Here is a 14,634-nt window from a genome sequence, read left to right as displayed (position 1 = left end):
CTTGGGCGGAGTCCGGGCATGGCTGCACTGCAAAGCTTCCCTACGCCGGTATGAGCCGGATCAGGTTCCAAGGGACTGTCTCAACCGTGGCCACATGGCCGCGGTACCCCCGCTTCTTGCCGTGCATTAGAGCATAGAACGCACTGCAGCTCATGGCCGTTCATCCATGCATGGCGTGGCGCTGCTCCATCGGCATTAACAGAACCGTGACATCGCATTCAGTAACGTGCACGCGCATCGTGCCGCTGCGGCCGATGTTTCCTTTGCCGCCTTCGCGGCTCCTGCCCGGTTCGTGCTGCATGCCGCCGGCCCCCTCGCAGCAAGCTCTGCTCGCTCCCCTCAATCCCTTGATCGGAGAAGCTCCTTCATGGTGTTTCGCGTTTCCATCGCACTCGTTCTGCTGCTGGTGCTGCTGGCTGGCTTCGCGCCCGGCCCGTTCAATACCGTCGTTCAGTCGGTACTCGCCGATGTCATCCGCAGTGTCGGCTGGCTCTATCTTCTGGTCGTGTTCCTGGCGCTGACTTTCCTGATGTACCTGGCATTCGGTCGCTTCGGCAACCTGCGCATCGGCGGTGAAGATGCCGAGCCGGAGTTCTCGCGCGCCAGCTGGATGTCGATGCTGTTCGCCGCCGGCATGGGCATCGGCCTGGTGTTCTGGGGCGCCGCCGAGCCGATTTCCCACTTCACCAAGCCTCCGGAAGGCCTTGCACCGCAGAGCATGGACGCGGCGCGGGCTTCGATGCGCTATGCGTTCTTCCATTGGGGCCTGCATCCATGGGCAATCTACGCGCTGATCGGCCTGGCGATGGCCTGGTTCCAGTTCAACCGCAATGGCCGTGGACTGGTCAGTGACATGCTGCAACCGATCATCGGCCGCCACCATCGTGGCTGGATCGGACGCGTGGTCAACATCGCCGCGGTCGTGGCCACCGCGATTGGCGTTGCCACCACGCTGGGCTTTGGCACCATCCAGATCGCTGCCGGCATGGAACGCGTGTTCGGCCTGCACGCGGGTGTGCCACTGCAGCTGACCATCATCGCCATCGCGTTCGTGCTGTACATGGCGTCCACCGCCAGCGGTGTCGAGCGCGGCGTGAAGTGGCTGTCCAACTTCAATCTTGCGCTGGCCGCGCTTCTTGCGGCCACCGTACTGGTGCTGGGCCCGACCGGATTCATCTTCGATACGTTCACCACCACTCTGGGGTCGTACCTCAACCAGCTGGTGACGATGAGCCTGCGCATGTCGCCGTTCTCGGGCAGCACATGGGTAGCGGACTGGACCATCTTCTACTGGGCGTGGTGGATTTCCTGGGCGCCGTTCGTCGGCTCGTTCATCGCGCGCATCTCGCGTGGGCGCAGCGTCCGCGAGTTCGTCATCGGCGTCGTGCTGGCACCGACGGTGCTGGGCTTCTTCTGGTTCGCGGTGTTTGGTGGTACTGCACTGTGGGCGCAGATCTTCGGCCACGCCGACCTGGTGCAGGCGCTGGGCAACGGCTATGAGACGGTGCTGTTCACCCTGTTTGACAGCATGCCGCTGCCCTTGCTGCTTTCCTGCATCGCACTGGTGCTGCTGATGATCTTCTTCGTGACATCAGCCGATTCGGCGGTGCTGGTGCTGGCCAGCATGTCCACTGACGAGGCAGGCGATCCGCCGTTGAAGCGCAAGCTGGCCTGGGGCATCGCGGTGGCATTGATCGCAGCCGCATTGCTGCTCGCCGGTGGCCTGGATGCGCTGCAGGGCATGATCACGATCGCGGCGTTGCCATTCGCGCTGCTGATGGTGCTGGTGATGGTGTCGCTGTACCGGGTACTGGACCAGGAGTACACCCGCGAGCGGCGGCAGGCGCAGCGCCAGCGGCACATGATCGACGCGTGGATCGCGCGCGAGATGGCGGCGCAGGAAGAGACCCAGGCGGAGGCGGCGCGCGCGCACGATCAGGATTGAGGGAGTTTTGCAGCCTGCGGCTGCACCGCTTTTCTTTCAAGCAAGAGCAAGTTCAAAACCCAGAGCAGCTCTGGGCTTCTACTGGTTGGGCGGGTCGGTGTGGGTGGGCAGGACACGCCGTAAACCCGTCCATGGGGGCTCGATGGCGCCATCCATGGCGCCAACGGTCCTGCCCACCCACACCGCCCCACCCCCGACAGGTTACGTGTGACGGTTGGTCCATCCACGGCATGCGTGGATGAGGTGTATCGGAAAACAGGAAGGGGTCGGATCCGTTTTCCTCCGGAAAACGGATCCGACCCCAACCCGCAGCGCGCAGCTGTTGCTGTTGCCTTTGCTTTTGATCTTCTTTTTTCTTTTCCTGCGGTGACGGGCACGGAAACTGTCAGGGGCCGGGCGGGTGGGCTGGGCGGGGGTGTCCGCGGCATGGATGCCGCGGCCAAGCCTCCAGGGACGGATTCAAGGCGTCCCCCGACCAGCCCACCCGCCCGGCCCAATCACATGATCCCGCTTCCACGAACCATCACCGCAGAGGGGGCTCAGCCCGGTGGCCGGAAAACCTCAGTACCCCGCCGCCTGCCCATCCTTGCGGCTCTCCGAAGCACCGTAGTAAACCCCGGTCTCGGGATCACGCATGATCGCCTGGTACCCGCCGTAGGGCCCGTCGGCGAACACGATGCGATGCCCCTTGCGCATCAACGCACGCACCGTCTCATACGGGAACCCGGTCTCCAGATTCACTTCGCCGCCATCGGTCATCGCCGTGGCCTGTCCGGTCGGTTCGGTCGAGCCTTCATGCTGGATGCGCGGTGCGTCACCGGCTTCCTGCAGGTTCATCCCGAAGTCCACCAGGTTCATCACGATCTGTGCGTGGCCCTGCGGCTGCATCGCGCCGCCCATCACGCCGAAGCTGGCATACGGCTTGCCACCCTTGGTGATGAACGCCGGGATGATCGTCTGGAACGGGCGCTTGCCCGGTGCGTAGCCATTGGGATGGTTCTTCTGCAGCACGAACATCTCGCCACGATCCTGCAGGATGAAGCCCAGCCCCGGCGGCGCCATGCCGCTGCCCATGCCGCGGTAGTTGGACTGGATCAGCGAGACCATCATGCCGTCGGCGTCGGCCACGGTCATGTAGATGGTGTCGCCTTCTTCCAGCTGCTTCGGCGTGCCCGGCTGCACTTCCTTCAGCGCCTTGTCCATCGAGATCAACGCGCGGCGCTGTGCGGCGTAGTCCTTGGAAATCAGCTTCTGCACGGGCGCCGGCTGGAACGCCATGTCGGCATAGAAGCGCGCGCGGTCGGCGAAGGCCAGCTTCTTCGCTTCAACGAACAGGTGCACATGCTCGGGTGAACCGAACGGGATTTTCGAGAAGTCGTAGCCTTCCAGCACATTGAGGATCTGCAGCGCGGCAATGCCCTGGCTGTTCGGCGGCAGCTCCCACACGTCGTAGCCACGGTAGTTGCTGCTGACCGGTTCGACCCATTCACCGTGGTGGTCGGCCATGTCCTGGTAGCTCAGGTAGCCACCGTTGGCCTTGAAGTAGTCGCCGATGGTGCGGGCGATGTCTCCCTTGTAGAAGGCATTGCGGCCACCGTCGGCGATTTTCTGCAGGGTGCTGGCCAGGTTCGGGTTCTTCCACATCTCACCCTTGCGCGGGGCGTGGCCATTGATCGTGAACTGCTCCTTGAAGCCCGGATACTGCGACAGCTTGGGCACCGAGCGGTCCCAGTAGTAGGCGATCACTTCAGCCACCGGGTGACCGTCGCGGGCATAGCGGATGGCCGGGGCCAGGTTGTCGGCCATCGGCTTGCGGCCGAAACGGTCGTGCAGGGCGAACCAGCCGTCGACCGCACCAGGCACCGACACCGGCAGCGGGCCCGTGGCGGGAATCTCCTTCAGGCCACGGCGCTGGAACTCGGCAAGGGTCAGCGACTTCGGCGAGCGGCCCGAGCCGTTGTAGCCGTAGAGCTTCTGCGTCTTCGGGTCCCAGACGATGGCAAACAGATCGCCGCCGATGCCGTTGCCGGTCGGCTCCATCAGGCCGAGTGCGGCGTTGGCGGCGATCGCCGCGTCCACCGCCGAGCCACCGCCCTTCATCACATCCAGCGCGATCTGGGTGGCCAGCGGCTGCGAAGTGGCGGCCATGGCATGCGGGGCGATCACCTCCGAGCGGGTGGCGAAGCTATGGCCGGTGATGCGATCGGCGGCGAAGGACAGCGCGGGCACGGCAGCCAGCACGGCGGCAGCGAGCAGGGAACGGGCAAGGCGTCGGGACACGGTCGGGTTCCGGTGGAAGGGTGATGCCCCGATCTTCGCCGCTGCGGCCTTCATGCGGTATCGGGCAGAGGTCATGGACCAGGCGGGTGATCCGCCGGGCATGGCCCGGCGCTACCCGCACAGTACCCGGTAGCGCCGGGCCATGCCCGGCGAGCGAAGCGGCAGAGACGCCCCCATTCCCGCGCAAAAACCACAACGAAAAGAGTGAATTCGGGTTCACCGAAACACTTTCAGCGGCAACCATCCTTGTGCTGCAAGCGATTGCGCTGGATGCAGCAGCAACCGATGGAAATTCCATCGCAAGGGTTGACATCGCCGAAACGGCTGTGTTTCTCTCGATCACATGTTGCATCACAACACGCCACCGCGAACCCACATTGAAGCCGCCGACATCGGCGCCGCCTCGCTGCGTTCGATTCTTGTGCTCGTACTTATTACCCAACCAACAGGTGCGGGACGAGCCAGCGTGTAAGCAACAAACACACCGGAACTCATCAAAAACCCGCACCCGCCCCGGTGCGGGTTTTTTCATTTCAGGACCTGGTTTCAGACGCAACCACCATGAACAACGCCACCTTCAAAACCAGGACCAGCACCACCACGACGCCTCGTGGTGGCTGTGCCTGTGCGATGCGCGGCGCCTCCTCCACCGCTTTCCCCTGACCGGCCGGCACGTCGCCTCGACGACCGGCCGTTCTTTTTTCTTCCCACCGCAAGGAACCTCCCCCATGAGCACCAACGACCTGCCCCAGACCAAGATCGCTGTCATCGGCTACGGCAGCCAGGGCCGCGCGCACGCGCTGAACCTGCGTGAATCCGGCTTCGATGTGGTGGTAGGCCTGCGCCCGGGCGGCCCCACCGAGGTCAAGGCGCAGGCCGACGGCTTCACCGTGAAAGCACCGGCCGATGCGGTGAAGGATGCCGACCTGGTCGCCGTGCTGACCCCGGACATGGTGCAGAAGAAGCTCTACGACGATGTGCTGGCACCGAACATGAAGCAGGGTGCGGTGCTGCTGTTCGCGCACGGACTGAATGTGCATTTCGACATGATCAAGCCGCGCGAGGACCTGGACGTGGTGCTGGTCGCGCCCAAGGGCCCCGGTGCACTGGTGCGCCGCGAGTACGAAATCGGTCGTGGCGTGCCGTGCATCTGGGCGGTCTACCAGGACAAGAGCGGCAAGGCCGCCGAGTATGCCCTGGCCTATGCCGGTGGCCTGGGCGGCGCCCGCGCCAACCTGATCCAGACCACCTTCAAGGAAGAGACCGAGACCGATCTGTTCGGCGAACAGGCGGTGCTGTGCGGCGGTGCCTCGGCGCTGGTGCAGGCCGGTTTCGAGACGCTGGTGGAAGCCGGTTACCAGCCGGAAATCGCCTACTACGAAGTGCTGCACGAACTGAAGCTGATCGTCGACCTGTTCTATGAAGGCGGCATCTCGCGCATGTTGGAGTTCATCTCCGAGACTGCGCAGTACGGCGACTACGTCAGTGGCCCGCGGGTGATCGACGCCGGTACCAAGGCGCGCATGAAGGAGGTCCTGAAAGACATCCAGGACGGCACCTTCACCAAGAACTGGGTAGCCGAGTACGAAGCGGGCCTGCCGAACTACAACAAGTTCAAGCAGGCCGACCTGGAGCACCCGATCGAGAAGGTAGGCAAGGAACTGCGCGCCAAGATGGTCTGGTTGCAAGGACAGGCCGCGTAACCACGCGGCCTCCCCCACCCGCTTTGCAAGGTTCCCCCATGAACTCTTCCACACACCGCAGCGCGCCAGCCAACGGCGCGCGCTGGCTGACCCAGGCGCTGGAAGCCGAAGGCGTCCGTACGCTGTTCGGTTATCCCGGCGGCACCATCATGCCGTTCTACGACGCGCTGGTGGATTCGTCGCTGAAGCACATCCTGGTACGTCATGAGCAGGGCGCGGCGCTGGCTGCCAACGGCTTCGCCCGCGCCAGCAACCAGGTCGGCGTCTGCGTGGCCACGTCCGGCCCGGGCGCCTCCAACCTGGTCACCGGCATCGCCGACGCGATGCTGGATTCGGTGCCGATGGTCTGCATCACCGGCCAGGTCGCCACCCCGCTGCTGGGCACCGATGCCTTCCAGGAGCTGGATGTGTTCGGCCTGACCCTGCCGATCGTCAAGCACAGCTGGCTGGTGCGCAGCGTCGACGACCTGCCGCGCGTGGTCGCCGATGCCTTCCGCATCGCCCGCGAGGGCCGTCCCGGCCCGGTGCTGATCGACCTGCCCAAGGACGTGCAGCTGGCCGATGCCAGTCATCTGCCGGTGCACGTGCCGAGCAGCGTCGAACCGCCGCCGGCCCCCGCTGAAGCAGCCATCGCCGAAGCCATCGCCGCACTGGCGGCGGCCGAAAAGCCGGTGGTCTACGCCGGTGGTGGCATCGCGCTGGGCGATGCGGTGCAGGACCTGCGTGACTTCGTCGAGGCCAGCGCCATCCCCACCGTGATGACCCTGCGCGGACTGGGCGCGCTGCCGGCCAACCACCCGCACTCGCTGGGCATGCTGGGCATGCACGGCACCCGCGCGGCCAACATGGCGGTGCAGGAAAGTGACCTGCTGCTGGTGCTGGGTGCGCGCTTCGATGATCGTGCCACCGGCAAGCTGGCTGAGTTCGCACCGTTCGCCCGCGTCGTCCACATCGACGCCGACGCCTACGAGATCTCCAAGCTGCGCAGCGCCGATGTCGCCGTGCCCGGCAATGTCGGCCATGCCATCCGCGCCCTGCGTGCGGCCTTCCCCTCCCCCAAGGCCCATCAGGACGCGTGGCGCAAGCGATGCGCGCAGCACCGCGAACGTTTCGCCGCACGCTACGACGCGCCGGGCCAGCACATCTATGCGCCCGCCATGCTGAAGCGGTTGAGCGAACTGGCCCCGGCCGATGCGGTGATCGCCTGTGACGTTGGACAGCACCAGATGTGGGTGGCCCAGCATTGCCGCTTCAACCACCCGCGCAACCACCTGACCAGTGGCGCGCTGGGCACCATGGGCTTCGGCCTGCCAGCGGCGATGGGTGCTCAGTTCGCCTGTCCCGAGCGCACCGTGGTGCTGGTGTCCGGCGACGGCAGCTTCATGATGAACGTGCAGGAGCTGGCGACCATTGCCCGCTGCCGCCTGCCGGTGAAGATCGTGCTGCTGGACAACAGTTCGCTGGGCATGGTGCGGCAGTGGCAGGAACTGTTCTTCGCCGAGCGCTACAGCGAGATCGACCTGTCCGACAACCCGGACTTCGTGGCACTGGCCAAGGTATTTGGCATCGCCGCGACCCGCATCGATGCACGCGACGACGTCGAAGGTGGGCTGGCCGCGCTGCTGGCCGAACCGGGCCCGGCGCTGCTGCACGTGGCCATTGATGCACGCGCCAATGTGTGGCCGCTGGTGCCGCCGAACACTGCCAACAGCACGATGCTGGAAAGCAACCCCGCCCATGCCCGCCAGGAGATCCCCAATGCAATACCGGCTTGACCTGGTGCTGCACCCCGCCGAAGGCGCGCTGCTGCGCGTGATCGGCATGGCCGAGCGTCGCGGCTTCGCGCCGTGCGCGATCAGCGGTGCGCCGGTGGCCGCCGATGATGGTCGCTGGCACCTGCAGCTGGTGGTGGATGGCCAGCGCCCGGCGGAAACGCTGTGCCGGCAGATGGAAAAGATCTACGACTGCGTATCGGTGCAGATGACCGCACTGGAAGGAGTATCCGCATGAACACCCGTACCGTTTCCAACACGGTGCCGGTACGGAGGCGTCTTCTTCGCCGCCCGTGCCCGTGCGCGGTGGTCGCCTGCCCCCCGTTGGTGGTCCATGCCGGCCGCTGACACCAACCAGGAAAGCGATGTCGGCGACGTAAGCGTTGCCGACGTACTGGCAGCGCAGGCCCGCCTGCGCCGCTTCCTGCCGCCCACCCCGCTGCACCATGCCGAGCGCTTCGGCACCTGGCTGAAGCTGGAAAACCTGCAACGCACCGGTTCCTACAAGGTACGCGGTGCATTGAACGCGCTGCTGGCCGGGCGCGAGCGCGGCGACACCCGGCCGGTGATCTGCGCCTCGGCCGGCAACCATGCCCAGGGCGTGGCCTGGGCCGCCTACCGCCTGGACGTACCGGCCATCACCGTGATGCCGCACGGCGCGCCGGCCACCAAGATCGCCGGCGTCGCCCACTGGGGCGCGACCGTGCGCCAGCATGGCAACAGCTATGACGAGGCCTACGCGTTCGCGGTTGAACTGGCGCAGCGCCACGGCTACCGCTTCCTGTCCGCGTTCGACGATGCCGATGTGATCGCCGGCCAGGGCACGGTCGGCATCGAGCTGGCCGCACACGCGCCGGACGTGGTGATCGTGCCGATCGGCGGCGGCGGCCTGGCCTCCGGCGTCGCGTTGGCACTGAAATCGCAGGGCGTCCGCGTGGTGGGCGCGCAGGTGGAAGGCGTCGATTCGATGGCCCGCGCGATCCGCGGCGACGTGCGCGAGATCGCCCCCGTTGCCTCGCTGGCCGACGGCGTGCGGGTGAAGATCCCCGGCTTCCTGACCCGCCGCCTGTGCACTTCGCTGCTGGACGACGTGGTGATCGTGCGCGAGGCCGAGCTGCGGGAGACCCTGGTCCGCCTGGCACTGGAAGAACACATCATCGCCGAAGGCGCCGGCGCACTGGCACTGGCGGCCGGTCGACGCGTTGCCGGCCGCCGCAAATGCGCGGTGGTCTCCGGCGGCAACATCGATGCCGGTGTCCTGGCCGGCCTGCTCACCGACATCCGCCCTCGCCCACCGCGCAAACCGCGGCGACGGCGCAGCGAATCCCCACGCTCGCCCAGCAAGGCCAGCGCCACCGCCTCCCCCACCTCTTCCCCTTCCCCCCTGCAAGCCGTCACGCCCGCTGTCGAGGAGATTTCCCTGTGACCACCATCGAACGAATTACCACCCCGCGCATCCGCATCTTCGACACCACCCTGCGTGACGGCGAGCAGTCCCCCGGCTGCAGCATGAGCCCGCCGCAGAAGCTGGTGATGGCGCGTGCGCTGGACGAACTGGGCGTGGACATCATCGAGACCGGCTTCCCGGCCAGCTCGCAGTCCGACCGCGATGCGATGGCCCTGATCGGTCGCGAGCTGCGCCGCCCGAGCCTGAGCCTGGCGGTGCTGTCGCGCTGCCTGCAGGCCGACATCGAAACCTCCGCACGTGCGCTGGAGGCCGCTGCCAACCCGCGCCTGCACGTGTTCCTGTCGACCAGCCCGCTGCACCGCGAGCACAAGCTGCGGATGACCCGCGAGCAGGTACTGGAGTCGGTACGCAAGCACGTATCGCTGGCCCGGTCCTATATCGACGATGTCGAGTTCTCGGCCGAGGATGCCACCCGCACCGAGCTGGACTACCTGATCGAAGTTTCGCGCACGGCGATCTCCGCCGGCGCCACCACCATCAACCTGCCCGATACCGTGGGCTTCACCACGCCGGAAGAGATCCGCGCGATGTTCCAGCAGGTGATTGCCGGCGTGGCCGATGTGCCGAACGCGGCCAACGTGATCTTCAGCGCGCACTGCCACAACGACCTGGGCCTGGCCGTAGCCAACTCGCTGGCCGCCATCGAAGGTGGCGCCCGCCAGGTCGAATGCACCGTCAACGGCATCGGCGAGCGCGCCGGCAACTGCTCGCTGGAAGAGATCGCGATGGTGCTGAAGGTGCGCCAGGCCTTCTACGAGCAGGACAGTTCGATCAACACCCCGCGCATCGTCGGCACCTCGCAGCTGCTGCAGCGCCTGGTCGGCATGCCGGTACAGCGCAACAAGGCGATTGTCGGTGCCAATGCCTTCGCCCACGAATCGGGCATCCACCAGCACGGCATGCTGCGCCATCGCGGCACCTACGAAATCATGCGTCCGGAAGACGTGGGCTGGGAGGACTCGCAGATGGTGCTGGGCCGCCACAGTGGCCGCGCCGCCGTCGAAGCACGCCTGCGTGCACTGGGCTTCTGGCTGGAAGAGGACGAGCTGAAGCTGGTATTCGAGCAGTTCAAGGGCCTGTGCGAACAGCAGCGCGTGGTCACCGATGCCGACCTGCAGACGCTGATGCAGGGTGGCTCGAATGCGCAGGGCTATCGCCTGGCCTCGATGACCATCAGCGACGTCGGCAGCCGCGCCAACGCGCTGGTTGAGCTGTCCGACCCGGACGGCAACCGCGTGGCCGAGACCGCGCAGGGCGATGGCCCGGTCGATGCACTGTTCGGCGCACTGTCGGCCGCTACCGGCGTGCAGCTGATGCTGGACAGCTACCACGTGCACAGCGTCGGCATCGGCGCCGATGCGCGCGGCGAAGCCAATCTGAGCGTACGCCACGAGGGCGTGGAGTACGACGGCACCGGCACCAGCAAGGACATCATCGAAGCCTCCGCGCTGGCCTGGCTGGATGTGGCCAACCGCCTGCTGCGCCAGCGCCAGGCAAACGCTGCCAGCACCACTGAAGCACCCGCCCCCGCTACTGCCTGAGGAACCTGAGATGAGCGCCTTCGACACCACGGCACTGCCCGCAGGGCAGCACTGGAACGCCCAGGACTATGCAATCGACGCCGGCTTCGTGCCGCTGCTCGGCGGCGCGGTATCGCGCCTGCTCGACCCGCGCGCCGGTGAACGCATCCTCGACCTGGGCTGTGGCGACGGCGTGCTCAGCACTGAGTTGGCGCTCAGCGGTGCGCGCATCCACGGTGTCGATGCTTCGCCGGAGCTGGTGATCGCCGCACGTGCACGCGGCGTCGATGCGCAGGTGATGGACGGCCACGCGCTGTCGTTCGACAGTGAGTTCGATGCGGTTTTCAGCAACGCGGCACTGCATTGGATGAGCAATCCCGACCGGGTGATGGAAGGCGTCCGCCGCGCACTGCGCCCGGGCGGCCGCTTCGTTGCCGAGTTCGGCGGCCATGGCAACGTGGCCACGATCATTGCCGCGGTGCAGGCCGCACGCGTGGCCCATGGCCACGGCGCCAGCGCATTCCAGTGGTACTTCCCTACTGCCGACGCCTACGCCGACCGCCTGCGCCAGCATGGCTTCCAGGTGCAGCTGATCGAATGCACGCCGCGCCCGACCGCGCTGCCCACCGGCGTGGCCGGCTGGCTGCGGGTGTTCGCCGCACCACTGCTGGACGACCTGACGACGGAGGCACGCGCCACCGTGCGCGAGGCCGCCACCGCATTGCTGGGTGAGCTGCCGCGCAACGCCGCCGGCCAGCCGCTGGCCGACTACGTGCGGCTGCGGGTACTTGCCCGCCGCCGCTGACATGATCCATTCGTTATCTTTTCCGATGTCCGCAACTTCGTACTCCTGCCAGGCAAACGCATGACTTCCGCACCCCGCACCCTGTACGACAAACTGTGGGACGCCCACGTGGTGGTTCCCGAAACCGACAGCGCGCCTGCCGTGCTGTATATCGACCTGCACCTGATCCATGAAGTGACCTCGCCGCAGGCGTTCACCGAGCTGCGCGAGCGCGGCCTGGCGCCGCGTCGACCGGATCGCACCAAGGCGACGATGGACCACTCCACCCCGACCCTGCCTGCCGGTGCCGACGGCAAGCTGCCCTATGCCAGTGCCGCCTCCGAAGCCCAGGTCGCCACGCTCGCACGCAACTGCGCCGAACATGGCATCGAACTGTTCGACATGGCCTCGGACAATCGCGGCATCGTCCACGTGATCGCCCCTGAGCAGGGTTTCACCCAGCCGGGCATGACCATCGTCTGTGGTGACAGCCACACCTCCACCCACGGTGCATTCGGTTCGCTGGCCTTCGGCATCGGCACCAGTGAAGTCGGCCACGTACTGGCCACCCAGTGCCTGCTGCAGCGCAAGGCGAAGACCCTGGCGATCAGCGTCGATGGCGCTCTGGCACCCGGCGTTGGTGCCAAGGACGTGGTCCTGCACATCATCGGCGTGATCGGCGTCAACGGCGGCACCGGCCACGTGATCGAATTCCGTGGCAGCACCATCGAAGCGATGGACATGGAACAGCGCATGACCCTGTGCAACATGTCGATCGAGGCGGGCGCGCGCGCCGGCATGGTCGCGCCGGACCAGGTGACGTTCGATTTCGTCGCCGCCACTCCGCGCGGCCCCAAGGGCGCCGACTTCGATGCCGCCGTCGCGCGCTGGCAGCAGCTGCGCAGCGATGAAGGCGCACGCTTCGACAGCGAAGTGCACATCGACGCCGCCGATATCCGCCCGACGCTGACCTGGGGCACCCATCCCGGCACCGCCATTGCGGTGGATACGCCGATTCCGGCGGCCAACGATGCGGCCGCACAGAAGGGCCTGGACTACATGCACTTCGAGGCCGGCAAGGCGCTGGCCGGCACGCCGGTGGACGTGGTGTTCGTCGGCTCGTGCACCAACGGCCGCCTGAGCGACATGCGTGAAGTGGCGCAGGTGCTGCGTGGTCGTCGCGTCGCTGAGCGCGTGCGCATGCTGGTGGTGCCGGGCTCGGAGATCGTCAAGCGCGAGGCCGAGGCCGAAGGCATCCACGAGATCGTGCGTGCCGCCGGTGCCGAATGGCGCGAACCGGGCTGCTCGATGTGCATCGCCATGAACGGTGATCTGGTCGCCCCCGGCCAACTGGCCGTGAGCACCAGCAACCGCAACTTCGAAGGCCGCCAGGGGCCCGGTTCACGCACGCTGCTGGCTTCGCCGATGAGTGCGGCGTGGGCCGCGGTGAACGGGCACGTTGCCGATACCCGCGAACTGTTCGCGCAGGAGGTGGCCTGATGGCCGGTTTCCGTACCCTGACCTCGTCCAGCGTGGTGCTGGCGCAGACCAACATCGACACCGACCAGATCATTCCGGCGCGGTTCCTGTCCACCACCGAGCGCGCCGGCCTCGGCCGCAACGCGTTCAATGACTGGCGCTGGCAGGCCGACGGTTCCCCGGTGGCCGACTTCGCCTTCAACCAGCCGCACAACGCCGGCCGCAGCATCCTGCTGGCGGGCCGCAACTTCGGCTGCGGTTCCTCGCGCGAGCATGCACCGTGGGTGCTGACCGACCTCGGCCTGCGTGCCATTGTCAGCAGCGAGATCGCCGACATTTTCCGTGGCAACTCGCTGAAGAACGGTCTGCTGCCGATCGTGCTGGACGAGGCCGACGTGCAGGCGCTGATGCAGCGCCCGGACGATGAACTGACCATCGACGTCGCCGCGCGCGAGCTGCGGACGCCTGACGGTCGCGTCTATTCCTTCCCGCTGGATGGCTTCTCGCAGACCTGCCTGCTGGAAGGCGTCGACCAGTTGGGGTATCTGTTGGGCCGTGTCCCTGAAATCGAACGTTACGAGAGTGAGCATGCACGCTGAGATCGTTGTACTCCCCGGTGATGGCATCGGCCCGGAAGTGGCCGCCGCTGCGGTTGCCGTCCTGAACGCCGTCGCCGAACGCTTCAACCACAGCTTCACCTTCAGCGAGCACGACATCGGTGGCATCGCCATCGATCGCCATGGCGAGCCGCTGCCGGCCGCCACCCTCACCGCCTGCCAGGCTGCCAACGCGGTGCTGCTGGGCGCGGTGGGTGGCCCGAAGTGGTCCGATCCGAATGCCAAGGTGCGCCCGGAACAGGGCCTGCTGGCGATCCGCAAGGCGCTGGGCCTGTACGCCAACCTGCGCCCGGTGCGCACTCATGAAGCCGCGCTGCACGCCTCGCCGATCAAGGCCGAGCTGCTGCAGGGCGTGGACTTCGTGGTGGTGCGCGAACTGACCGGCGGCATCTACTTCGGCGACAAGACACGCGACGCCGACAGTGCCAGCGACCTGTGCCGCTACACCGTGGCCGAGATCGAGCGCGTGCTGCGCAGTGCGTTCCGCCTGGCGCAGCAGCGCCGCGGCAAGGTCACCTCGGTGGACAAAGCCAACGTGCTGGAAACCTCGCGCCTGTGGCGTGACGTGGCTGCACGCATCGGCCGCGAGGAGTTCCCGGACGTTGCCCTGGAGCACCAGCTGGTCGATTCGATGGCGATGCACCTGCTGGCAAAGCCGCGCGAGTACGACGTGATCGTGACCGAGAACATGTTCGGCGACATCCTCACCGACGAAGCCTCGATGCTGGCCGGCTCGCTGGGCCTGCTGCCGTCGGCCTCGCTGGGCGAGCCCGGTGCGGTCGGCATCTACGAGCCGATCCATGGTTCGGCGCCGGACATCGCCGGCAAGGGCATCGCCAATCCCTACGCAACGATCTTCAGTGCAGCGATGCTGCTGCGCCATTCGCTGGGGCTGGAAGCAGAAGCCGCCGCGGTGGAAGCGGCCGTGCATGCGGTGCTGGACGATGGCGTGTTCACCGCAGACCTGACCGCGAAGGGTTCGGCCGTGAGCACCAAGCAGGCGACCGACGCGGTACTGACCAAGCTGGCATGAGCCACGCGGGTGCCGGAGCATATCCGGCACCCA

At 66.6% G+C, this 14,634-nt stretch carries 12 protein-coding genes and 1 riboswitch; of the genes, 10 read left to right on the top strand and 2 right to left on the bottom strand.

The annotated features are described in order from the left end of the window. Positions 1 to 19: 19 nt before the first annotated feature. A riboswitch (TPP riboswitch) is annotated at positions 20 to 121 on the bottom strand. Between the two features lie 39 nt (positions 122 to 160). Then, entirely contained in the window at positions 161 to 301 is a 141-nt protein-coding gene (locus AC0Z6F_RS12380) for a hypothetical protein (protein ID WP_154354822.1), read from the bottom strand. Between the two features lie 66 nt (positions 302 to 367). Between AC0Z6F_RS12380 and AC0Z6F_RS12375 the strand changes: the two genes are divergently transcribed. After that, positions 368 to 1,945 (top strand): BCCT family transporter, encoded by a 1,578-nt coding sequence (locus tag AC0Z6F_RS12375; protein WP_006390329.1) that lies wholly within the window; start codon positions 368 to 370, stop codon positions 1,943 to 1,945. A gap of 561 nt (positions 1,946 to 2,506) precedes the next feature. Here AC0Z6F_RS12375 and ggt read toward each other — a convergent pair. Continuing rightward, a complete protein-coding gene (gene ggt / locus AC0Z6F_RS12370) occupies positions 2,507 to 4,225 on the bottom strand; it encodes a gamma-glutamyltransferase (protein WP_100469601.1) in 1,719 nt (572 codons plus the stop codon). Between the two features lie 728 nt (positions 4,226 to 4,953). Here ggt and ilvC point away from each other — a divergent pair. The 9 genes from ilvC (at position 4,954) to leuB (ending at position 14,601) form a co-directional block, all read left to right on the top strand. Further along, positions 4,954 to 5,928 carry a ketol-acid reductoisomerase gene (gene ilvC, locus AC0Z6F_RS12365; RefSeq protein WP_006390600.1) on the top strand — a complete coding sequence of 325 codons (975 nt, stop codon included), beginning with the start codon at positions 4,954 to 4,956 and terminating at the stop codon, positions 5,926 to 5,928. Between the two features lie 38 nt (positions 5,929 to 5,966). Beyond that, positions 5,967 to 7,703: an acetolactate synthase 2 catalytic subunit gene (ilvG, locus tag AC0Z6F_RS12360; protein ID WP_485616929.1), complete on the top strand. Its 1,737-nt coding sequence runs from the start codon at positions 5,967 to 5,969 to the stop codon at positions 7,701 to 7,703. After that, complete coding sequence (locus tag AC0Z6F_RS12355) at positions 7,687 to 7,938, top strand: ACT domain-containing protein (RefSeq protein ID WP_012512039.1); 252 nt, start codon at positions 7,687 to 7,689, stop codon at positions 7,936 to 7,938. Before ilvG ends, AC0Z6F_RS12355 begins: the two co-directional genes overlap by 17 nt. A gap of 96 nt (positions 7,939 to 8,034) precedes the next feature. Continuing rightward, entirely contained in the window at positions 8,035 to 9,126 is a 1,092-nt protein-coding gene (locus AC0Z6F_RS12350; protein WP_197584985.1) for a threonine dehydratase, read from the top strand. Next, entirely contained in the window at positions 9,123 to 10,709 is a 1,587-nt protein-coding gene (locus AC0Z6F_RS12345; RefSeq protein ID WP_100435218.1) for a 2-isopropylmalate synthase, read from the top strand. The genes AC0Z6F_RS12350 and AC0Z6F_RS12345 overlap by 4 nt, the downstream gene beginning before the upstream one ends. A 10-nt stretch (positions 10,710 to 10,719) precedes the next feature. After that, complete coding sequence (locus AC0Z6F_RS12340) at positions 10,720 to 11,493, top strand: class I SAM-dependent methyltransferase (protein ID WP_006390723.1); 774 nt, start codon at positions 10,720 to 10,722, stop codon at positions 11,491 to 11,493. Positions 11,494 to 11,553: 60 nt separating this feature from the next. Further along, a complete protein-coding gene (gene leuC / locus AC0Z6F_RS12335) occupies positions 11,554 to 12,972 on the top strand; it encodes a 3-isopropylmalate dehydratase large subunit (RefSeq protein WP_006390725.1) in 1,419 nt (472 codons plus the stop codon). Continuing rightward, complete coding sequence (gene leuD / locus AC0Z6F_RS12330) at positions 12,972 to 13,550, top strand: 3-isopropylmalate dehydratase small subunit (RefSeq protein WP_485616928.1); 579 nt, start codon at positions 12,972 to 12,974, stop codon at positions 13,548 to 13,550. The genes leuC and leuD overlap by 1 nt, the downstream gene beginning before the upstream one ends. Further along, positions 13,540 to 14,601 (top strand): 3-isopropylmalate dehydrogenase, encoded by a 1,062-nt coding sequence (gene leuB / locus AC0Z6F_RS12325; RefSeq protein ID WP_100435219.1) that lies wholly within the window; start codon positions 13,540 to 13,542, stop codon positions 14,599 to 14,601. The genes leuD and leuB overlap by 11 nt, the downstream gene beginning before the upstream one ends. Positions 14,602 to 14,634 lie beyond the last annotated feature (33 nt).

Source organism: Stenotrophomonas sp. 1L-E-5-B-C3 (assembly GCF_057292075.1).
Note: the sequence above shows the minus strand (reverse complement) of the source record. Positions and strands in the feature narration are given on the sequence as shown.